This is a genomic window from Marisediminitalea sp. (assembly GCF_984433645.1).
This window is the reverse complement of record NZ_CFIDRX010000068.1, coordinates 1-21,370: the sequence shown is the minus strand read 5'-3', so window position 1 is coordinate 21,370 and position 21,370 is coordinate 1. Positions and strand designations below refer to the sequence as shown.

Here is a 21,370-nt window from a genome sequence, read left to right as displayed (position 1 = left end):
TTGGTACTGTTCAGGAATGGGATTTTTTCTTTGCGGTAGAGGTTTTCAACTTCCCGCAATTCCATTCTGCATTGTTGCAATGACGCATACCGACTGTTTGCGCGGCGCTCAGAGCGGATCTGGTGGAGCCTCGCAGGCTCGATGGTCAGGCCGAATAATTTTTGTTTAAAGCGCCGCAGTACGGTGGGCAACTTCAGCATGTCTCCCATATCGTCTTCAGTAAACGGATAGTTGGCAGCTTTGATGCCGTATTGCAATGCCAAATAGAGGCTCGTTGGGGTTTTACCCGAGCGGGAGACGCCGACCAAAATAATGTCCGCTTCGTGGTAATCCTTCAGATTTGACCCATCGTCATTTGCCAGTGCGTAGTTAACCGCTTCGATGCGAATGTCATAGGTTTTTTCGTGAATACTGTGGGTGCGATGTTTCTCTGGTTTTGAAGGCACGCCAATGACTTTTTCCAGCGGCGCCACAAATTGGTCGAGGAAATTGTAGTTAATACCGACCGAACGGGATATTATTCGACGAATATCAGTGTTTACTACTGTATAAAAAACGAGCGGCCTTTCGCCGCTATCTTGAAAACTTTCAGAAATTTTTTCAATTACGCCGTAAGCCTGTTCTTCAGTTTCAACAAAAGGAATTGTCTTATGATTGAATTCTGTCGGGAAAAGTGACAGTAAAGCGTGGCCAAACACCTCTGCAGTGATGGCTGTGCCGTCTGAGATATAAAATGCGGTGCGCACAACAACTCCTTAACTTTGTCGTAAATTTATTACGAAATGAAATAAAATTTTACTTTTTTATAATCGGCATTTTAGAATTTCCCTATGGAAAAGCCAGCCTGAATTAATTTCAATGGTGGTTTAACCTCTACCCTACAAGTTCACATTTAAGTGAGCGTAAAGAAAAAGTGACAAGCTGGAGGCTGTAAAGTGCAAGAATACGTACTTTGGTATCAAGAGTTAGGCATGCACGATGTTAATCGTGTTGGCGGTAAAAATGCTTCGCTCGGTGAGATGATTTCAAACCTGGCCAACGCAGGCGTACAAGTGCCTGGTGGATTTGCAACAACAGCCTATGCATTTAATGAATTTCTAGAGCAAAGTGGTCTGGAAGCGAAAATTCATGAAGTGTTAGATGCGTTGGACGTCGATGACGTAACCGCGTTGGCTGAAGCGGGCAAAAACATCCGCCAGTGGATCATCGACACACCTTTCCAGCCTGCGCTGGAGGATGCAATTAAAACCGCGTTTGCTGAGCTTCAGGGCGATGCAGGTGACGAAGCATCATTTGCGGTACGTTCTTCTGCGACGGCTGAAGACATGCCTGATGCATCGTTCGCAGGGCAGCAGGAAACCTTCCTTAATGTGAAAGGCTACGACGCTGTTATCGTTGCAGTGAAGCACGTGTTTGCGTCGCTGTTTAACGACCGGGCTATTTCTTATCGTGTTCACCAGGGTTACGACCACAAGGGCGTGGCTTTGTCGGCTGGTGTCCAACGTATGGTGCGTAGTGACATCGCTTCTTCAGGCGTTATGTTCACAATCGACACCGAATCAGGCTTCGAAGATGTGGTGTTTATTACCAGTTCTTACGGATTGGGTGAAATGGTTGTACAAGGGGCAGTTAACCCTGACGAGTTTTACGTGCATAAACCTACTCTGGACAATGGTAAGCCAGCAATTGTGCGCCGTAACCTGGGCAGCAAACTGACCAAGATGATTTATTCTGAGGATCAGGACCACGGTAAGCAAGTGACTATCGTGGATATTGAGCCCGCACAGAGCAAGACTTTCTCGTTGACTGACGACGAAGTGATGGCACTGGCAAAGCAGGCGCAAATCATCGAAAAGCACTACAAGCGTCCAATGGACATTGAGTGGGCTAAAGACGGCGTAGATGGCCAGCTTTACATAGTACAGGCGCGTCCTGAAACGGTACGCAGTCGAGAAGACGCACAAACCATTGAGCGTTTCCAATTGAAAGGCAGTGCAGGCATCGTCTGTGAAGGCCGCGCGATTGGTCACAAGATTGGTGCTGGTGAGGCCAAAGTGCTTGGTTCCATTGAAGAGATGGACAAAATTATGCCCGGCGATGTGCTGGTAACCGACATGACCGACCCGGACTGGGAGCCGATCATGAAGAAGGCGTCTGCCATTGTTACTAACCGAGGCGGCCGTACTTGTCACGCGGCAATCATTGCACGTGAGCTAGGCATCCCTGCGGTGGTTGGCTGTGGAAATGCAACCGATTCTATCGAGACTGGTGACAAGATCACTGTGTCGTGTGCAGAAGGTGACACAGGTTATATCTACAATCAGGAACTGGAATTCGACGTTACGACCTCACGCATCGATGCTATGCCTGATTTGGCACTGAAAGTCATGATGAACGTGGGTAACCCTGATCGCGCATTCGATTTCGCGCGTCTGCCTCACAAAGGCGTGGGTCTTGCGCGTTTGGAATTCATTATAAACCGTATGATTGGCGTGCATCCGAAGGCATTGCTGAACTTCGACTCGCAGCCGGAAGAACTGAAAGAAGAAATCAGCGACATGATCGCTGGATACGAGTCACCGAAAGAGTATTACATCACCAAGCTGGTTGAAGGCATCTCTACTATCGGTGCGGCCTTCTCGCCAGAGAAAGTGATTGTGCGTATGTCAGACTTTAAGTCTAACGAGTACTTCAACCTGGTTGGTGGCTATCAGTACGAGCCAGACGAAGAAAACCCAATGCTGGGCTTCCGAGGCGCAAGTCGCTACATTTCTGAGGACTTCCGTGATTGTTTCGCCCTTGAGTGTGAGGCTATCAAGCGGGTACGTAACGAAATGGGCCTGACTAACGTGGAAATTATGATCCCATTTGTACGTACACTGGAAGAAGGTCAGCAGGTTATCGAACTGCTTGCAGAGCAAGGCTTGGTGAAAGGTGAAAACGGCCTGCGCATCATTATGATGTGTGAGTTACCGTCTAACGCACTGCTTGCTGACAAGTTCCTCGACATCTTCGACGGCTTCTCAATTGGCTCTAACGACCTGACACAGTTAACTCTGGGTCTGGACCGTGATTCTGGCTTAATCGCTCACTTGTTCGACGAGCGTAACGAAGCGGTAAAAGCGCTGTTGTCGATGGCTATCCAAGCTGCCAAGAAACGCGGTAAGTACGTAGGTATCTGTGGTCAGGGACCTTCAGACCACGAAGACTTCGCTGCCTGGTTAGTAGAAGAGGGCATCGATTCAGTATCACTTAACCCGGATACGGTGGTTGAAACCTGGTTGTACCTTGCTGAACAACACGGTGACAAGGCGTAAGTCTCAATCCACAGAGCAACACGCAAAGTAATCGCTCAAGCGGTTACCCAATCACAAAAGCCCATTCGGTAAACGCATGGGCTTTTTTATTACTGCATAGGCGGGTTAGCTGCACTTGCCGCTAATTAAAACCAATCGCAAAAAGTAAAACCAGACCACGTTGCAGCGTGCCAGTCTTGATGTGGTGTTTATTCGTTTGAGTGGATAGACGAAATGAACAGGGGCATTGCGCCTGCTGTCCACACGAAGACAACAGGCAATCTGAATTGGGGGAAACTTAACAGTCGCTGTCTAACACCGTTATTGTCGGGTTCGAACCGGCTGACTGGGCTTCAGTATAGATAACCTTGCAGTTTTCTGTTGAGCCGACACCACTTGGCAGAATAGCAAACTGATCAGTTTGCGTTACGGCCTGTGGTGCTGAATCGGTGGAAACGGCAATTCGAAAATCGGTGCCATTTCCGCTGCCACTGCCGTCAATGTCAGCCCATGCACTCAGATTGGTTACCACATCACGAATGGCAGGGTAGCCGTACACAGTGTAAATAGTACTGCCGTTAATAACCAGATTTTCACTGGCTGAGCGCTGCTCTCCTGCGACTGCTGACTTAGCAAAAATAAGACGGGCGCCGCCATCCAGCGCCGCTTTTACGCCTTGCAGTGTCGCCTTACGGGCATCACCCTGAAAATCTATAAAGCGCGGGGCTGCAGTTACTGAAAGAATACCGAGAATGACAATGACAATGATCAGCTCAATGAGCGTAAAGCCTTGTTGTTTCATGTTTAACCTCTAAAACAATGAGTACGTCTAAACGAAAACCCCATTTAATAGTAACAGCAAAATAATTGCTACCAGTCAGCTATTATCCTTTGGGCTAGTTTTAGTCGTGCCAACGCATACCTTAAGTAATTAATTTTACTAAAGTATTAGAATTAGCGTTATCGGTAGCGCCGTAACTGAGTGCTGCTAAGTTATATTGGGTAACGGAAGACGTAAACCTCGAATTAACTTCTGTTACGGGCTTTGCGAAGACGACGACCTAACAAAAACTTGTCCAGGCGTCTGGCTGATGTGCTCATTTGATTCTGAAAAAAACGGAGCCAGCTTCTGGCACGAGGCCAATCGTAGCTCAATAAAATAAGCCCACCGATGACGAGCAGTATAGAACCGGGTAATAAGGTTAATACAATACCACCCAGGAACAACAATGCTCCCACGCTTAATCGAATCACTTTAACCATACATTACTCCTCTTTCTACACCTGCTAGTTTAACTTAATTGCCGAATAATCCTATTTTTTATATGTAAAAAAATGTAATGGCACGACACAGGGCAAGGTGCAGAGCAAATAAAATCGTCTCAGGCATTAACGGCAGACGGGGGAACGAGACCTTCTGCATTTGGATAGAGTGTTTTCCCGGCTAGGATATGTTGTTTGATTTTTTCTTCAGGTAAGGGTTTGGCAAATAAATAACCCTGGGCTATGACACAGCCCATTTCATGGAGCAATCTGGCTTGAGACAGGGTTTCCACACCCTCCGCTACCATTTTACAGCCAAATGATTGGGATAGTGTTATGGCCGACGCGACAATGGCTTTGTGGCCTGTATTGGTTTCAATATCCATCACGAAAGCCCGGTCGATTTTCAGTACATCAACGTTCAGGTGGGCCAGGTAAGACAGCGAACTCATGCCAGTACCAAAATCGTCAATGGCTAACACAATTCCGAGTGCTTTAATGTTTTCCAACGCAGCTTTAATGTACTTAATATTCAGACAGGTTTCATTTTCTGTCAGCTCAATTTCGATTAAATGGGGTGATACCTGATTTTCATTTAATTTATTCTGAATATAGGTGATCAGCCCCGGATCAAGCAGATTGTAGGGCGACAGGTTGACGGCTATTGGGACTTCAATGCCTTGCTGCTGCCAACTCGCCGCTTGCGTAATGGCCTCGGCAAGAATGTAGCGTCCGAATTCCTGTACTTTTCCGCTGTCTTCAATCAGATCAATAAATTGCCCGGGCATCAGTAATCCCAAACGAGGGTGTTCCCAACGACATAATCCCTCTACACCTATGATGTTGCCGGATGCAAGATCAACTTTTGCCTGATAATGCATGATGATTTGCCTTTCTTGCATGGCATCACTGAGCTCTGCTCGCAGCTGTAAATTGTGTTTGTAGTCAGCAATTTTCCTGTCATCGTATACCTGCCAGCCATTGCGTTGTTCTTTAGCTTTGTACATCGCAGTATCTGCACAAACGATGAGTGCTTCGGGCTCCTGGGCATGCGTGGGGTAGTGAGCAATACCTATACTGGCACCGGTATTCACAGCTAAACCATTGATCATTATTGGCGTGTCACATGCGTTGACCATGTCCTGGGCTAAGTCTTCAGCACCGTCGATACTGATATCAGGTGCCCAGATAATAAACTCGTCACCGCCTATGCGAATTAGCTCCGCTGGTGAAACCACCACCTTTAATAATCTGGCTGCGACTTCTTTAAGAAGCGTGTCGCCAGCAGAATGGCCAAATGAATCGTTTACCTCTTTGAATTTATCCAGATCAATGACAAACAAACAGCCTTGCGCCACTGCTTTTGCCGAGTCGGTATTCGGCAGGGCAGCGCTCAACGTATCCATTAAATACAGGCGGTTGGGTAAGCCGGTGAGCGCATCATGGGTGGCGATGGTTGCTAGCGCATCATTGATTTCCTGAGCGCGTTTGGCAATAAGGGAAGATAGCGTAAGCGCAAGCCAAACCGCTATCCAGAACACTAATACAGACGTGATCAGCAGCCTTTTAGCAACAAATGACAGCGTCAGGTCAAGTGCGGTGGTTTCCTGAGCGAAGGTTACAGTGTGCTGCTCTCCGACATGTTGCTGCCATAAAAAGTTGCGATTATTCACTGTCACTAAGTGTGAGTCGTCTATTGGACGACTGATGGCGGTGAGTAATTGTTTTTGTTCAGTTTTAGAAAGGCGATGGCCTCGTTGCCAGGCTTCCGTCTCGCGGGTTATGTGGAATAACCTGGGCGTATCATCGTTGGGATCAGACAACAGGTTTACCAGTGAGCCAGCCTGGTCAGCGATTTTTCCTTCATGCATATCCAGCTCACTGCTTAACAGGCGAGCCAGTTTTTGCATGGCGGTTAGTTCGGTCTGTAAACTGACGTCAGCGGTGAGCCGGTAAGAGACCGTAACGTAAATCGCAGAAATCAGTACCGATACGGCCAGGCAGGCAACGATCAACCGTGGCCTGACAGAAGTATCGCGTTTGATATGCGTTATCGGTTGTGCTGGCAAGAAGAGTACCTGCTAGGGGTTATTGTTTGCGCGTGCTAATCCCTGCAATGTGATATACCGGACACCATCCTGATGCCAGTGAAATTAGGTTCAGAATACCGAAAATACCAAGTAGTACTTCTATGAACACATCATCGATGATGTCGCCATTGAATAGGGCAAAAGCAGTGACGCCAATACCAATCAGGCCGCGTAAAGAACGATCCAAAATGTTGAGGTTAGACTCAATCGCCATATCTTATCTCACTATCGTTATTATTATCTTGTATGAAAATAGCGTTGAAACTAGAATTTTGCAAGAGATAGTGCTTTTCTCTGAATTTGCTTTAAATTTTAAAATCAATGATTTATGAAAATAAGCTGTGTTTGTCGATAAGCAGTTTCTATAGATTTTTCTCGGTTTATCAATCTATTCAACTTCCGTAGAAAATACCTGTGTTAACGGTGGAGCCAGACCGACAGGCTAGGTATACTTAGCGACCAAACTATTGACGAGAGCGTTGCCTTGAACTTACCTGTTGTACCCATCGAGTCTTCTGTTTCCGATGTTTATCGGCGTTATCTTCTAAGTCTGGAAAAATCGGCATTCGCTGGTGATATTGAATACAGCTACGGCAGCCGTTTGGCGGTTGCTACTGACAATTCTGTATATCAAAAACTACCCCAGGCCGTGGTGTTACCAAAAGGCATTAATGATCTACAGATCATCGGTGAATTAGCTAATCAGCACCCAGAGGTAAAATTCAGTGCGCGCGGAGGCGGTACCGGTACCAACGGTCAGAGCCTGACAGATGGCATTGTGGTTGATATGTCGCGCCACATGAACAAAATCCTCGAAATCAATCCGCAGGAAGGCTGGGTCCGGGTACAGTCTGGCGTTGTTAAAGATGCACTTAACGATGCGCTTCGACCTTATGGTTATTTTTTCTCTCCGGACTTATCTACCAGTAACCGTGCCACCATGGGCGGTATGATCAGCACTGACGCATCGGGGCAGGGCTCACTGGTGTACGGTAAAACCAGTGATCACGTATTGGGACTGACCAGCGTGCTGGCAAATGGCGAAATTCTGCAAACATCGCCAATCAGTATTGAGGACGCTGAGAAAATGGCGACGCGCAGCGATACTTACGGCCGCATTCTGCGACAAGTATTAAGTACCTGCCGCGGTAAGCGCAATGAGATCCTCGAGAAATTCCCTCGGATGAATCGCTTCTTAACCGGCTACGATCTTGAACACGCCTATGATGAAGAGCAGTCACTGATTGACGTGAGCCGCCTCATTACCGGGTCTGAGGGGTCGCTGGTGTTTGTGGCAGAAGCGAAGCTGTCGCTGACGCCAATTTCCAAACACACCGCCCTTGTCAATATTAAGTACGACAGCTTTGAATCGGCGTTACGTCATGCGCCGCGAATGATTGCTGCTCAGGCAACATCAGTAGAGACCGTTGACAGCAAAGTGCTAAACCTGGCGCGCACAGATATTATCTGGCATTCCATTTCTGACTTGATTCAGGATGTACCGGGTAAGGATATGCAAGGCCTGAACATGGTCGAATATAACAGTAACGATCTGGATGAAATTAAAGCCCGGATTGCTCGCCTTGAAGAAGAACTGTCGGCCGCTGCGGCTACTGGCGAGTATGGCGTTATCGGTTATCAGCTGACCTACGACCGTGCTGATATTAATAAAATCTACGCCATGCGGAAAAAATCGGTGGGCCTGTTGGGCAACACCAAAGGCAGCCAAAAACCCATCGCTTTTGCCGAAGATACCGGCGTTCCGCCGGAAAACCTGGCTGACTTCATTATGGAGTTCCGCGCGTTGTTGGACAGCCATGGCTTAAAGTATGGCATGTTTGGTCATGTTGATGCCGGTGTATTGCACGTAAGACCTGCATTGGACCTGTGTGATCCGGAACAAGAAAAACTGATGCACCAAATCTCCGATGAAGTGGTCGCGTTAGTGGCAAAACACGGCGGTTTGATGTGGGGTGAGCATGGTAAAGGATTCCGCAGCGAATATGGGCCGGCATTTTTTGGCGAGTCGTTGTTTACCGAATTAAGACGAATTAAAACAGCGTTTGACCCATCGAACAAAATGAATCCGGGCAAAATCTGTACGCCATTAGATAGCACTGATGAATTAGTACGTGTGAGCGATCCGAAGCGCGCAACACTCGACAGAACTATTCCTGTTGCGTTTAAAGACGCATTTAAACCCGCCATGGAGTGTAACGGCAACGGGTTGTGCTTTAACTATGACACGACATCCCCTATGTGTCCGTCCAGTAAAATTACCAAAGACCGTCGCCATAGTCCGAAAGGGAGAGCAGGCCTTATTCGTGAGTGGGTGCGGTTACTGGCTAACCAAGGCGTCGATACAACCAAACTCTCGGCTGAGCAGTTTAAAACCAGCTGGTGGACGCGATTTAAGAATACCCGCGCGCAACACAACGATTTTTCGCATGAAGTGTTTGAAGCCATGAGCGGTTGCCTGGCTTGTAAATCCTGTTCAAATCAATGTCCGATTAAAGTGGATGTACCCGCATTCCGCTCTACGTTCTTGTCGATTTATTACCAGCGTTACCTGCGGCCAATGAAAGACCATCTGGTGGCAAACGTTGAACAAATCACCCCGTTGATGGCGAAGTTCCCAAGAGTGGTAAACACCTTCCTGGGGGCCAAATGGCTGCAGCGCTTAATTGAAAAACAAGTAGGTTATGTGGATGCGCCTTTGTTGTCGTATCCCACGCTGACACAACAACAGGACAGTGTGTTCAAGTCATTTGATTTAGCCGAACTGGCAGCAATGCCGGAATCTGAACGCCAGAAACACGTGTTGTTGGTTCAGGACCCGTTTACCAGCTATTACGATGCCCAGGTTGTGATGGACTTCGGGCGCTTGGTCAGTGAACTGGGTAAGGTGCCGGTGTTACTGCCGTTTAAACCAAACGGTAAGCCTCAGCACGTTGCTGGATTCCTGGAAGAGTTTGCTCAAACCGCTACAACAACGGCAGCATTTCTGAATGAAGTGGCAGCGTTAAATATTCCTCTGGTAGGTGTTGATACGCCACTGGTACTTTGTTACCGCGATGAATACAGCCATAGTTTAGGTGAAAAGCGAGGCGACTTTACTGTTCATACCGTCCACGAGTGGTTGCAAGCATTACCTGATGACCTGTGGGAAAGCAAAGCAGTTAGAGAACAGACGCAGCCAATGGCACTATTTGCGCATTGTACTGAGAAGACCGCATTACCTAAAACTGAACAAATCTGGCAGTCAATTTTCAGCAGTCTGGGTCAGCCTGTCGATATCGTGAAAGTGGGTTGCTGCGGCATGGCTGGTAACTATGGTCATGAAGCGCAAAATAAAGCAAACTCATTGGGCATTTATGCAATGAGTTGGGAGCAGGCGGTTGCCCGCTATCAGCCCGATCAGGTAATGGCGTCAGGTTATTCCTGTCGGAGCCAGGTTAATCGCATAGACGGTTTTAAACCCAAGCACCCGCTGCAACATTTATTGCAGTGTATAACCAGAAAATAAATTTATGACAGAACCATTTAACGAACAATAAATGGCAGCCTGGGTACACGCCTAATTCCAAAAAACGAACCAGTTTCTGCCCCGGGAAGGGAGCCTGTTTGACAGTGTTATCACAGAACAGGGTTGATATCTCACCGTGTGGGAGATCAAAGCAAAGGAGCAGAAAGTCTACTGGGAAATCTCAGGCGACATGCTTACTTATGTCGCGCTGGCAGTTAATGACACTGATGCCAGGGACGTGTTGCGTTATTTCTCGATACAATGGCAGTTGAAGGCGGAAAACCCGGAAGCAAACAACTCCCAGCAGCATGTACGTCAGATAAAATTCGTTCAGTTACGTAGAGGCAGAGCAGGTAGTCTGTACACTTTTTACGAAAACGAAAGCTTTGGGGCTAGGCGACATTAATGAATGTGTTCGACGTCCGGTAAGTCGAACTGAGTAAGCTGGCACACCATTTTTTGCATGGGAACGCCAGCTTCCATAAATACCGGGCCCTCTGGCTTAAAGCCTCGGGTTTGATGGTACTCAACGCTTTCCAGCGCGGATTGAACTTTAACTTGTTGGATATTGTTTACGCTGGCTAATTTAAGTAAAGCGGAAAACAGCGTCTTGTAGACAGTCATATTGCGATAGCCTCGTAAGACAGCAATTCTGCCGAGTTCACCGGTTTGCGTTAATCTGCCGGTCGCGATGGGCTTTTTGTTTTCACCTATTACCAACACGTGATGCGCGTCTGTGTCGAGTTCGTCAAACTCTGCACTTTCAGGTAACTGCCACTCCAATACAAAAACGGTTCGTCGCAGCGCTTCGAGATGTGGTCTTGCTGTGTGCCATCTGACTGCTTCGATACTATAAATCATAGTTGTCCCGCTATTCGTCCAAAAAGTGGTAATACCCCATATTGATCAGTGTAGTAAATGATGAAATTATGTCCAGTTTGCTTGGATGACTGTCAAAGTCAGTAAGATAAATGGCATTTTTTGACAGTAAGTTCGCTAAAAATGCATGATCTTCACATTCATGGGCAACTTTCTCACCGTTCACAAATAGCCAGTTGGATGCGCGTTCGTGCATTATTGGCCGCAGTCCTGTTAAGCCTAGCAGTGGTTCTCCTGCTTCAAAGGACTCTATTGTGTAACGCTCTGTCGCGTTATGCTCTGGCGACTCTGGCTCAATCGACTGGTCACTGAGCATTGTCAGCAAAGACAATAAAAATGCCGGTGAATCTACTGCATCATGCAATAGTTGTCGGAGGTTCTGCGTGTCGCTTTCCGATACCCATACAGGCGATGTAATCGAAGCGCGTTGGCTGTCAGTAAAGCGTTCGGCCTGACATCCCTGACCACTGAAATGCTCAGCGAGAAAACCGCTTAACTGTGACTGCTCCGGGGCTCTGAAGCCAACCGAATAGGTCAGGCAGGGTGTAATAGCTTTGCCATCGTGCGGCCATCCTGGCGGGATGTACAATACATCACCTGGCGCCAATTCACAGTCGATAACGGGGTCAAAATCTTCTACTTGTCTTAGGCCTGGCGCAGTGACCTTTTCATCGGATGTATCCGGGCGGCCCACACGCCAGCGTCTGCTGCCTTTCCCCTGTACTAAAAATACGTCGTACTGGTCGAGGTGCGGCCCAACACCCGCGCCGGGTACCGCGTAACTGATCATCAGGTCGTCCATACGCCAATAAGGCAAAAAATTGAACTGTGCCATTAATTCCGCGCCTTCAGGCACGACACGGTCGACACCTTGTACCAGCAGGCTCCAGAGCCCCTGGCAATCATCGAAATCGTCAAACGGGCCCTGAATGACTTGCCAGTGTTGTTCGTGAAAGCGTACGATACGGCTATCCAATTCAGGTTCCATGGCCAAGCCGGCGAGTTCATGCTCGTCAACGAAATCTTCAAAATTCGGCAAAAATTGCCTTAACACACAGGGCTTCTGCTGCCAGTATTCACGTAGAAACACTTCACTATTAAACGGCGCCACATCGTTTTCCTGTTGGGGAACTCACTGGCGTGTATCATAACAGAATCAGGGCCTTGTCGTTGCTGGTGGCAGACAATTTATCGCGTCAGTGTGCTGAAGGGCTAAATTCATAACAACCTTTGGTCTGCGGGTGTTTATGGCTACGCAGAGCATGATAAGAACTGGTTGTATCCAGATTCAGCAGGGCTGCGGTGTTTGCGCAGCAGCGAATGGCAGCTGATGTGCAGGTTTGTTCCAGATAGGCTGCAAGATTGACGGTTTGCCCCCAAACGTCAAACTGTGGCCGCTGACTCCCAATCATACCAGCTGAGAGCGGCCCGGTAGCAATGCCGATACGCAATTGGAAGGGAATGGGACTGCGTCGGGACAGGCGGGAAATGAGCTGATGTAGCTCCAGTGCAAAATCCATGACTACCTGACAGTTGAGATGGTCTTTACCTTGAAGTGGCCCAATCGCTATATACTGGTCGCCGTTAGTCTTGATTTTTTCAAGCCCATAACGGGCAAGACGTTTATCAATTCGACGAAACAGGGCTTTCATCATTGCCAGCGTTTTATCGTCACCTTCGCAGCGGTTAATTTGCGTATATCCGGCTAAATCGGCAAACAACACCGTTACGCAATCAAATTTGCGGGTGACGCCCAAAGGCCAGAGCAGGTCGGGTTTATCCGGTTCGTTGGGAACGAACCTCGACAACGTGTTAACTGAGTTTGTATGCGCCGATCTAAGGTGTTGCCATCGTAATAAAGTCACATGCTGAAATACCCGATAGATAACCAAACAGATGACACCGAGGGTAATATCATTACAAAACTGAATGAGCGTATAAAGCTCGTTGTTTACATACAGAAACGTGCTGATAAACACATACAGCAGTAGCCCGATAGCCACCATGGTGTGCTGAATGTTGCGCTCCTGCCGGGTAAAAACAAAACCAGCAATGACCAGCGAAAGCAACAAAAAATAATGTGTGTTGGTAACCGCTGGCCACAGCTTAATGGCGATGACCAGATAACTGAAGTAAAGCAAAAACAGACCCGATTTGATGCGGGGCTGTGCAAGGTTATTTCGGCGCTTCAATAAAGCGCTTAGCGCTAGCAGATATAACAGCCACACGGTTACCTTGGTTAGATTCACCGGCACTTCTAGCAGGATCAATGGCAGTTGCATTACCAGCATGAAACAATACAAGTAAAGCACGTATTGTAATGTACGCTGTAAATACTGATGAGTGGGAACGGGTGAAACGGAAGACGAATGTATAATCATGGTAGCCCTCACAGGATGTAAGTGCTACCAGATTATCAGTAGTGGCTTAGTCCAGTAACTGATCTACCAGACGGATTGCGTCGCCAATATAAGCTTGTGGCGTGAGTTGTTTCAGCTGTGCTTTTGCAGCTTCAGGCATTTCCAGGCCGTCAATAAACTCAGCAATCACTTCGGCATTCACTTTCTTACCGCGCGTTAGTTCTTTCAGCTTTTCGTATGGCTTTTCAATGCCGTAACGACGCATAACTGTTTGAATTGGCTCTGCCAGCAACTCCCAGTTGTTATTCAGCTCGTCAAGCAGACTCTGTTCGTTGACTTCTAACTTACTGATCCCTTTCAGAGACGCCTGGTACGCAATAACTGTGTAGCCGACACCCACACCCAAATTACGCAACACAGTGGAGTCAGTCAGGTCACGCTGCCAGCGAGATACTGGTAGTTTCGCTGCCAGGTGGTCGAAAATGGCGTTAGCGATACCCAAGTTGCCTTCAGAGTTTTCGAAGTCGATTGGGTTAACTTTGTGTGGCATGGTTGATGAACCAATTTCGCCTGCGACGGTTTTTTGCTTGAAGTGACCCAGTGCAATGTAACCCCACACATCGCGATCGAAGTCGATCAGGATGGTGTTGAAACGCGCAATGGCATCAAACAGCTCAGCAATGTAGTCGTGTGGCTCAATTTGTGTGGTGTAAGGGTTCCACGTTACGCCCAGGCTGGTCACGAATTTTTCAGAGATGGCATGCCAATCCAGCTCAGGGTAGGCAGACAAGTGAGCGTTGTAGTTACCCACTGCACCATTGATTTTACCCAGAATGCTTACCGCTGCAATTTGCTCGCGCTGACGCTTTAAACGTACCGCGACGTTAGCCATTTCTTTACCCATTGTAGTAGGAGAAGCGGGCTGGCCGTGGGTACGTGCCATCATTGGCACCGTGCGGTATTTACGCGCTAGGTCAGTAATCGCATCAATTAACTGATCAACATAGGGCAGGATCACGGTTTCACGCGCTGCGTTGCACATTAATGCGTGAGACAGGTTGTTGATATCTTCTGATGTACAGGCAAAGTGAATAAACTCGTTGATGGCGTTTAATTCACTGTTGTCAGCTACTTTTTCTTTCAGAAAATACTCAACCGCTTTCACGTCGTGGTTAGTGGTGCGTTCGATTTCTTTGATGCGGCGTGCATCGTCTACTGAAAACTCGGCAACAATGCTGTCTAACAGGGCATTAGACTGAGGTGAAAACGCCGGAACTTCCTGAATACCTTCCTGGTTAGAAAGCATTTGTAACCAGCGTACTTCTACTTCAACACGGTATTTAAGTAAGCCATATTCGCTGAATATGTGTCTTAACTCACTACATTTCGAGGCATACCGACCATCGACCGGAGAAATCGCCGTTAATTGGGAAAGATCCACCTTTTGCTCCTCAATCAATTAATTAATCTGAGCGCTTGTTTAGCGCCTTGCAGAATAGATTTACGTTTAAATATGATCTGTCGTCGCTGTCCGCCCATCTGACGCCATAATACCGCAGCGCGCACGCCGGCAAGTAAAAGTGCTCTCACTCGGTGCTGATTCAGGGGCTGACTTAAGTTATTTGGGTTACCCGCGATTTGGATTTTCGGGGCGAGGGGACTAATGACATCCGAATAAATACTCGCCAGAGATTGCAGGATTTGCGGGTTATCAAAATCTACGTGGGCCAATTGACGCTGAACGTGAGCAATGCGCTCACCCAGCATGGCCATGGCTTTTTTGTTGCGGGCTAGCTTGCGCTCGAGCCCCAGAATACTTGCCACGTAGCGGGTAATTTCTGTGTCTTTCTTACTGCTGTGGTCACCTAGTTGGGCCACAATGACCTGGAATCCTTGCTTGAGGTTTTCCAATTGGCCAAAAATCTGCTGGGGCGTGTCAGACTCGGTTACCAGAATACTCGACAGGCTGGCTTCAACGGCAAGCGAGTCGGCTTGTCCGGTGCGAGCCACTGATTGCACGAGTTGTGCAGCCTGGCAAACGCCGGCTAAACCCAGTTGTTGTTCGATATTGGCGTCTAACATTCGCGAATATAACTCTCGATAATGCCACCACCCAAGCACACTTCGTCCTGATAGAAAACTGCAGACTGGCCAGGCGTCACTGCTTTTTGTGGTGAGTCAAATTTCACTTCTACCTGCCCGTCGGCCAGAGGCGTGACAGTACAAGGAATATCCTGTTGGCGGTATCGGGTTTTCACTGCGGCTCTGAATGGCGCCTCAGGCACTTTACGGTCGACCCAATGAAGCTGGTTTGCTATCAGTCCGTTTGAAAACAGGCGAGGGTGGTTTGCCCCCTGACCAACAACCAGTACGTTTCTGGCAACGTCTTTGTCTACGACGTACCAAGGATCATCGCCAAAGTCTTTTAAACCGCCAATATGGAGTCCTTTTCGCTGACCCAATGTGTGATACATCAGGCCCTCGTGGGTGCCAATTTCTTCGCCTTCGGCAGTTTCAATGACACCTGGTTGTGCTGGCAGGTAACGGCTCAGAAAATCTTTAAACTTCCGCTCACCAATAAAACAAATGCCTGTGCTGTCTTTTTTATCGTGGGTGATTAACCCTTGTTCTTCAGCAATTTCGCGAACCCGGGGTTTTTCAATTTCGCCAACCGGGAACAAGGTTTTAGCAACGTGTTCTTCGCCCAGCGTATACAAGAAATAGCTTTGGTCTTTATTGTCGTCATGACCGCGCAGCATCTGCCAGTGACCATCGACCTCACGGCGGCGTACATAGTGCCCGGTAGCGATGTAATCTGCGCCTAAATCTTCTGCGGCGTATTCGAGAAACGCTTTGAATTTGATCTCTTTGTTACACATGATGTCCGGGTTAGGTGTGCGGCCGGCTTTGTATTCTTCCAGGAAGTACTCGAACACGTTGTCCCAGTACTCGGCTGCAAAATTAATCGTGTGTAACTCTATGCCGAGCTTGTCGGCAACGGCCTGGGCATCTGCCAGGTCTTCTGCAGCAGCGCAATATTCGTCATTGTCGTCTTCTTCCCAGTTTTTCATAAACAGGCCTTCAACCTGGTAGCCCTGTTGCATAAGCAGGTAGGCTGACACAGATGAATCCACACCGCCGGACATACCGACAATGACTTTTTGTTTAGCTGGGGTAACCGACATAGTAGTAATTGCGTGCTCTTTACAGTTTAATGGGGCGCGGATTCTAACAGAATTCCCTGTGTATGGCACGATTTTAGCGTGATTTATTATGCCTTTTTGGCATTTTACGTTTGCTATCCGAAGGCTGTTTGCGGCGCGCGGAATGTTTTCTTAACGTCGGTTTTGGTGCAGGCAAGTCATCCGGACCAGGCATGCTCACGAAACTGCCATTTTCAATACCATCAATCGTCCAGTTGCCCACGCGATAGCGAATCAGTCGCAGCGTTGGATACCCGACATGCGCAGTCATCCGTCGCACCTGGCGATTGCGCCCTTCACTGATGGTAATACTCAACCAGGTCGTGGGAATGTGCTTGCGCTCGCGAATTGGCGGATCGCGCTCCCAAACCGCAGGCGGTGCCATACGCGATACCTTAGCGGGCAGAGTCATACCGTCTTTCAGTTCAACGCCGGTTTCCAGTGCCTGTATGGCCTGATTGTCGACATCACCTTCTACCTGCACCCAATATGTTTTGCTGGTTTTGGCCTTGGGGTGGGTGAGTTTGTGCTGCAGTGCGCCGTTGTCGGTCAGCACCAGTAAGCCCTCGGAATCCCGGTCCAGTCGACCTGCTGCATAAACACCCGGCTGATTGATAAAGTCCTTTAACGTTTTACGACCATCGGCATCGGTAAATTGCGACAAGACCATGTAAGGTTTATTGAAAAGGATGATGGTGGAAGACATAAATTTACCGAATTCAGAATCAGTAAACAGTTTACCAAAGCTGTAGTTTTTCCACAGCCTGAACTGAAAATTTGTCGAAAATTCCCGTTCGAGGTGAAAAATTAGCCAAAAAACGAAGTTTTTAACCCGAACTCTGTAATTAAGACAAAGGTATGACTTGTAACTGATTCGCTTGACCCTATACTAAAGACCTTAATAATTTTCACGCGCAGCGTATGCTATGACGTTGGCCTGAACAGTGACAGAAAGACCGCTTGGTAATACCAATTTACATTGCCGAGTTTTTTGTGTGCGTGATAATAAAAGTCTGTCAGGTTAATGAAAACTACAAATAGGAAAAAGACGATCTTGTTGCCCTACAGGCCACAGGTATTTGTTGAACGGAAAAATACGCAGTCTGCTACTGCAACTATTGAGGTACAGAATGACCACTCGTAAGTCGACAATTATTTACACTAAAACCGATGAAGCGCCAATGCTGGCGACCTACTCATTCCTACCGATTATTCGCCGCTTTGCCAGCGCTGCGGGTATCGAAGTAGAAGTGAGTGACATTTCATTGGCCGCTCGTATTCTGGCAAATTTCCCGGACTACTTAACTGACGATCAAAAAGTGCCTGATGCCCTGAATGAACTGGGCGAACTGACGCAAGACCCTGATGTAAACATCATCAAACTGCCAAACATCAGTGCGTCGATTCCGCAATTACGCGCCGCTATTAAAGAATTGAATGCTATTGGTTTCAATGTACCCGCCTTCCCTGAAGATCCGAAAACAGACGAAGAAAAAGACATTCGTGAGCGCTACGGTAAAGTACTGGGCTCTGCAGTAAACCCGGTTCTGCGTGAAGGTAACTCAGACCGTCGTGCGCCTGCAGCGGTTAAAAACTATGCGAAGAAACACCCGCATTCAATGGGTGAGTGGAGCCAGGCTTCACGTACTCACGTTGCACACATGCGTGGCGGTGACTTCTACTCTGGCGAAAAGTCAGTGACTGTAGAAAAAGCGGGTCACGTTAGCATTGAGTTCACTGGAAAGGACGGCAGTAAAAAGACGCTGAAGCCTCGTGTTGATTTGCTGGAAGGCGAAGTGATCGACGGTATGTTCATGAGCAAGAAAGCGCTGTGCGAATTCTTCGAAGAACAAATCATAGATGCGAAAAACACGGGCGTACTGTTTTCTTTGCACGTAAAAGCCACCATGATGAAGGTTTCTCACCCCATCGTATTCGGTCACTGTGTAAAAGTATTCTATAAAGAACTGTTCGAAAAATACGGTGAGTTGTTCGACGAGTTGGGTGTTAACCCGAACAATGGTCTGGGCAGCGTTTACGACAAGATTTCAACGTTACCTGAATCTCAGCGTTCTGAAATCCAGCGTGACATCAATGCAATTTATGCAGATCGTCCATTACTGGCGATGGTTAACTCAGACAAAGGTATTTCAAACCTGCACGTACCCAGTGACGTAATCGTTGACGCGTCAATGCCGGCGATGATCCGTAACTCTGGTCAAATGTGGGGTCCGGATGGTCGTCCTTATGACACTAAAGCGGTTATTCCGGAAAGTACTTACGCGACTATTTATCAGGAAGTTATTAACTTCTGTAAAACGCACGGTGCCTTTGACCCAACTACCATGGGTACAGTACCGAACGTAGGTCTGATGGCACAAAAAGCGGAAGAGTACGGTTCACACGACAAAACCTTTGAAATGGAAGCTGACGGTAAAGTTCAGGTCATCGACCAGGACGGTAACGTACTGATCGAGCACGACGTGGAAGAAGGCGATATCTGGCGTATGTGTCAGGCTAAAGACCTGCCAATTCAGGATTGGGTCAAGCTGGCTGTTACACGTGCTCGTCAATCGGGTATGCCTGCTGTGTTCTGGCTGGATGATGAGCGTGCTCACGACGCACAGCTTATCAAGAAAGTTGAGAAGTACCTGAAAGACCACGATACAGATGGGTTAGACATTTCTATTATGTCTCCTGTTCGCGCTATTCGTTATTCAATGGAGCGCGCTATCCGCGGCCTGGATACCATTTCAGTGACCGGTAACGTTCTGCGTGACTACCTGACTGACTTGTTCCCAATTCTCGAGCTGGGCACCAGTGCGAAAATGCTGTCAATTGTGCCGCTGATGGCCGGTGGTGGTCTGTATGAGACCGGTGCGGGTGGTTCAGCACCTAAGCATGTTCAGCAGTTTGTTGAAGAAGGTCACCTGCGTTGGGATTCACTGGGAGAGTTCCTGGCATTGGCTGTATCGTTAGAAGACGTTGCTATTAAGCACGACAACGCGAAAGCGAAAGTCATCGCAGCTGCGCTGGATAAAGCAACAGAGTCACTGCTTAACAACGGTAAATCACCGCTGCGTAAAGCCGGCCAGTTAGACAACCGTGGTAGCCATGCCTATCTTGCTCTGTACTGGGCGGAAGAGTTGGCGAAGCAAACTGACAACGCTGAGCTGGCTGCTGAGTTTGGCCCTATCTACGACAAGATGGCGGCGAATATCGACAAGATCATTGCTGAGATTGACGAGTCACAAAGCAAGCCTCAGGACATTGGTGGTTACTACTTCCCAGACGAAGAGAAAACCAGCAAAGCAATGCGTCCAAGTAGCACACTGAACAGCATTCTTGATGCATAAAGCGTAATGTTTCAGTGATATCCTAAAAAGCCGGCAAACAATGCCGGCTTTTTTTATGGCAATTTCTATCTTTTTTTACATTGTTTGCTACCGGTGGCACAATGGCGCATTCAGGTTACGTTTGTGCGAAAAGGTTAGACAATGACAACACATAAACCCGCGTTTTCAAGAGAAGATAAAAATAACAATGTTTGGCTTTCCTATGCTGAATCGGCAGACTGGCGACCCGTGGATAAAGGCTTGTCGCCGACGGTTTTGCCCAGTGAGATAGCGATCGGCGAAGCAATGTTGAATGAGTTAATGCTGACTGCGGAAGAAAAGTCCGGCGAGATCAATATTGCGTTACTTGGTGGGCGGGGCGCACAGCAACTACACCGTTTGTTGGGTGAACTGGCAGCTAAGACGGAACATGATGCATTATTCGCAAGGCTTAATGTATTTACTCAGGATGCGCTTGCACCTATGGCTATGCAAAATGGGCTGAGCTTTGTGCGTGACTTCGAGCGAATTCTTGGCCCGGCGTTTTTCGAAAAGATTAATAGTTTCACGCCTATGCAAACGGATTCTGATGACTTAGAAGGCAGTTTTATTGCCTATTTGCAAAAGCTCGAGTCGTTGGGAGGCTTGGATATCTTTTTTATTGGCCATGGACCAGAGGCTAATGAGGCGTCGCATTTGGCTTACATCAAGCCGTTTTCAGGTGCACAAGCGCATCATCTGGCGGGTCTAATTCCCATTTCCAGCAGTATTCTTGAGCATCACATCAGTAAATTTAAAGCCGGTGGTAGCCAGGTTAGTGAGGCCGACGAGCAAGAATGCCGGCATGCGCAATATATTTTGACTCTTGGCCCAGCGACGATTTTGAAAGCAAAGAAAGTAGTGCAATCCGTCGTCGATGCGGAAACGGCACCAGCCAAAGTGGCAACATATCAAAAAGTGCTTCATACCACGATAAGTAATGACCAGGCGGAAGCTGCAGAGCAGTTAAATGCAAATCCGGGGTTATGGGTTCGGCTACATCCCAATTTTAAATCGTTCGTATTACCAAATTTAGGTGTGTAATTAAGAAGAAAAACGGGCGGTAGCTTAAATAAACAAGCCTTACTCGTCCCCGGGTAAGGCTTGCTAACTATTCGATGTCTGCTTACGAGGTGACTTAGCGCTCTTCGTCCTCAACAAGACCAATGTTCTCAGCGTGCAAGCCTTTCGGGCCTTGCTGCACTTCGAAGGTCACTTCCTGGCCGGCCTTGAGTGACCGATAGCCTTCCATTTGAATCGTTGAATAATGAGCAAAAATATCTTCGCCACCTTCCTCGGGCACGATAAATCCAAACCCTTTCGCATTGTTAAACCATTTAACTTTGCCAACCGCCATACTTCGACTTCCTCTTAATCCT

The 21,370-nt window shown here is 47.9% G+C and carries 17 protein-coding genes and 1 pseudogene; 5 read left to right on the top strand and 13 right to left on the bottom strand.

Annotated features, from left to right (window positions below; all coding sequences use genetic code 11):
* A partial coding sequence (ppsR, locus tag AC4MRN_RS10560; RefSeq protein ID WP_491203251.1) for a posphoenolpyruvate synthetase regulatory kinase/phosphorylase PpsR occupies positions 1–746 on the bottom strand: 746 nt, incomplete at its 3' end.
* A 189-nt stretch (positions 747–935) separates the two neighbouring features.
* Between ppsR and ppsA the strand changes: the two genes are divergently transcribed.
* Positions 936–3,317, top strand: a complete 2,382-nt coding sequence (gene ppsA, locus AC4MRN_RS10555) for a phosphoenolpyruvate synthase (RefSeq protein WP_370243358.1) — start codon at positions 936–938, stop codon at positions 3,315–3,317.
* 277 nt (positions 3,318–3,594) lie between these two features.
* Here ppsA and AC4MRN_RS10550 read toward each other — a convergent pair whose 3' ends face one another.
* The 4 genes from AC4MRN_RS10550 to AC4MRN_RS10535 form a co-directional block, all read right to left on the bottom strand.
* Entirely contained in the window at positions 3,595–4,098 is a 504-nt protein-coding gene (locus AC4MRN_RS10550; RefSeq protein WP_155014649.1) for a prepilin-type N-terminal cleavage/methylation domain-containing protein, read from the bottom strand.
* A gap of 224 nt (positions 4,099–4,322) precedes the next feature.
* Positions 4,323–4,559, bottom strand: a complete 237-nt coding sequence (locus AC4MRN_RS10545) for a PGPGW domain-containing protein (protein WP_073321674.1) — start codon at positions 4,557–4,559, stop codon at positions 4,323–4,325.
* Between the two features lie 119 nt (positions 4,560–4,678).
* A complete protein-coding gene (locus AC4MRN_RS10540) occupies positions 4,679–6,628 on the bottom strand; it encodes a putative bifunctional diguanylate cyclase/phosphodiesterase (protein WP_491203250.1) in 1,950 nt (649 codons plus the stop codon).
* 19 nt (positions 6,629–6,647) lie between these two features.
* Positions 6,648–6,863, bottom strand: coding sequence for a YgaP family membrane protein (locus AC4MRN_RS10535; RefSeq protein ID WP_491203249.1), 216 nt, complete (start codon positions 6,861–6,863; stop codon positions 6,648–6,650).
* 270 nt (positions 6,864–7,133) lie between these two features.
* On the opposite strand from AC4MRN_RS10535, the gene ydiJ reads away from it, so the two are divergent.
* On the top strand, positions 7,134–10,175 hold the full coding sequence (gene ydiJ, locus AC4MRN_RS10530; RefSeq protein ID WP_491203248.1) for a D-2-hydroxyglutarate dehydrogenase YdiJ: 3,042 nt from the start codon (positions 7,134–7,136) through the stop codon (positions 10,173–10,175).
* A 136-nt stretch (positions 10,176–10,311) separates the two neighbouring features.
* A complete protein-coding gene (locus AC4MRN_RS10525) occupies positions 10,312–10,581 on the top strand; it encodes a DUF4826 family protein (RefSeq protein WP_491203247.1) in 270 nt (89 codons plus the stop codon).
* Here the strand turns inward: AC4MRN_RS10525 and AC4MRN_RS10520 are convergent.
* The 7 genes and pseudogenes from AC4MRN_RS10520 to AC4MRN_RS10490 all read right to left on the bottom strand — a co-directional run.
* Positions 10,578–11,036 carry a GNAT family N-acetyltransferase gene (locus AC4MRN_RS10520; protein ID WP_155014653.1) on the bottom strand — a complete coding sequence of 153 codons (459 nt, stop codon included), beginning with the start codon at positions 11,034–11,036 and terminating at the stop codon, positions 10,578–10,580. The two genes, AC4MRN_RS10525 and AC4MRN_RS10520, sit on opposite strands and share 4 nt — an antisense overlap.
* 10 nt (positions 11,037–11,046) lie before the next feature.
* Positions 11,047–12,165, bottom strand: a complete 1,119-nt coding sequence (locus AC4MRN_RS10515) for a cupin domain-containing protein (protein WP_491203246.1) — start codon at positions 12,163–12,165, stop codon at positions 11,047–11,049.
* A gap of 85 nt (positions 12,166–12,250) precedes the next feature.
* Positions 12,251–13,435 carry an adenylate/guanylate cyclase domain-containing protein gene (locus tag AC4MRN_RS10510; RefSeq protein ID WP_491203245.1) on the bottom strand — a complete coding sequence of 395 codons (1,185 nt, stop codon included), beginning with the start codon at positions 13,433–13,435 and terminating at the stop codon, positions 12,251–12,253.
* Positions 13,436–13,481: 46 nt separating this feature from the next.
* Positions 13,482–14,855: an adenylosuccinate lyase gene (gene purB / locus AC4MRN_RS10505; protein WP_155014656.1), complete on the bottom strand. Its 1,374-nt coding sequence runs from the start codon at positions 14,853–14,855 to the stop codon at positions 13,482–13,484.
* 14 nt (positions 14,856–14,869) lie between these two features.
* Entirely contained in the window at positions 14,870–15,496 is a 627-nt protein-coding gene (hflD, locus tag AC4MRN_RS10500) for a high frequency lysogenization protein HflD (RefSeq protein ID WP_073321653.1), read from the bottom strand.
* Positions 15,490–16,599: a tRNA 2-thiouridine(34) synthase MnmA gene (mnmA, locus tag AC4MRN_RS10495; RefSeq protein ID WP_073321650.1), complete on the bottom strand. Its 1,110-nt coding sequence runs from the start codon at positions 16,597–16,599 to the stop codon at positions 15,490–15,492. The genes hflD and mnmA overlap by 7 nt, the downstream gene beginning before the upstream one ends.
* Positions 16,600–16,795: 196 nt before the next feature.
* A pseudogene (locus AC4MRN_RS10490) lies at positions 16,796–17,323 on the bottom strand (rRNA large subunit pseudouridine synthase E); the annotation flags it as partial.
* A 424-nt stretch (positions 17,324–17,747) separates the two neighbouring features.
* On the opposite strand from AC4MRN_RS10490, the gene AC4MRN_RS10485 reads away from it, so the two are divergent.
* Together AC4MRN_RS10485 and AC4MRN_RS10480 are read left to right on the top strand one after the other, a co-directional pair.
* Positions 17,748–19,973 carry an NADP-dependent isocitrate dehydrogenase gene (locus tag AC4MRN_RS10485; protein ID WP_491203244.1) on the top strand — a complete coding sequence of 742 codons (2,226 nt, stop codon included), beginning with the start codon at positions 17,748–17,750 and terminating at the stop codon, positions 19,971–19,973.
* A 141-nt stretch (positions 19,974–20,114) separates the two neighbouring features.
* Entirely contained in the window at positions 20,115–21,035 is a 921-nt protein-coding gene (locus AC4MRN_RS10480) for a sugar phosphate isomerase family (protein WP_491203243.1), read from the top strand.
* 94 nt (positions 21,036–21,129) lie between these two features.
* Here the strand turns inward: AC4MRN_RS10480 and cspD are convergent, their stop codons facing one another.
* A complete protein-coding gene (gene cspD, locus AC4MRN_RS10475) occupies positions 21,130–21,348 on the bottom strand; it encodes a cold shock domain-containing protein CspD (protein WP_073321642.1) in 219 nt (72 codons plus the stop codon).
* Positions 21,349–21,370 lie beyond the last annotated feature (22 nt).